The following is a 271-nucleotide window of genomic DNA, read 5'->3' on the forward strand; positions in this document are numbered from 1 at the left end:
CTTTTTTTCTAAATGAATTTTGGAATGTAAGGGCTATCTCCCAATATTGTGGCCTTACTCCGAGCCTGCGATTTCGGAATCACGCTGGAGGACTACTTCGTGTCGTGCGAAGGGAGCACTGGCGCTGGGGACACAAACGTGCGCGTGGGGTCGTGCCAGCTACAGTACAGCATCAAGGTCGACCATGATGCCATCGGGTATTTTATCTTCTTATTTTGTGTCATGATCACTTTTTTATTTGGTCCGTTCCGACACGCCAAAAGATCGCAGT

Annotated in this window: 1 pseudogene (cut by a window edge); it reads right to left on the bottom strand. The window is 48.3% G+C overall.

Annotation, left to right across the window (positions count from 1 at the left end):
- Positions 1 to 234: 234 nt before the first annotated feature.
- A pseudogene (locus tag EKK48_24680) lies at positions 235 to 271 on the bottom strand (hypothetical protein); it runs 623 nt beyond the window's last position.

The sequence above is a fragment of the Candidatus Melainabacteria bacterium genome, from assembly GCA_003963305.1.
Lineage (GTDB): Bacteria > Cyanobacteriota > Vampirovibrionia > Obscuribacterales > Obscuribacteraceae > PALSA-1081.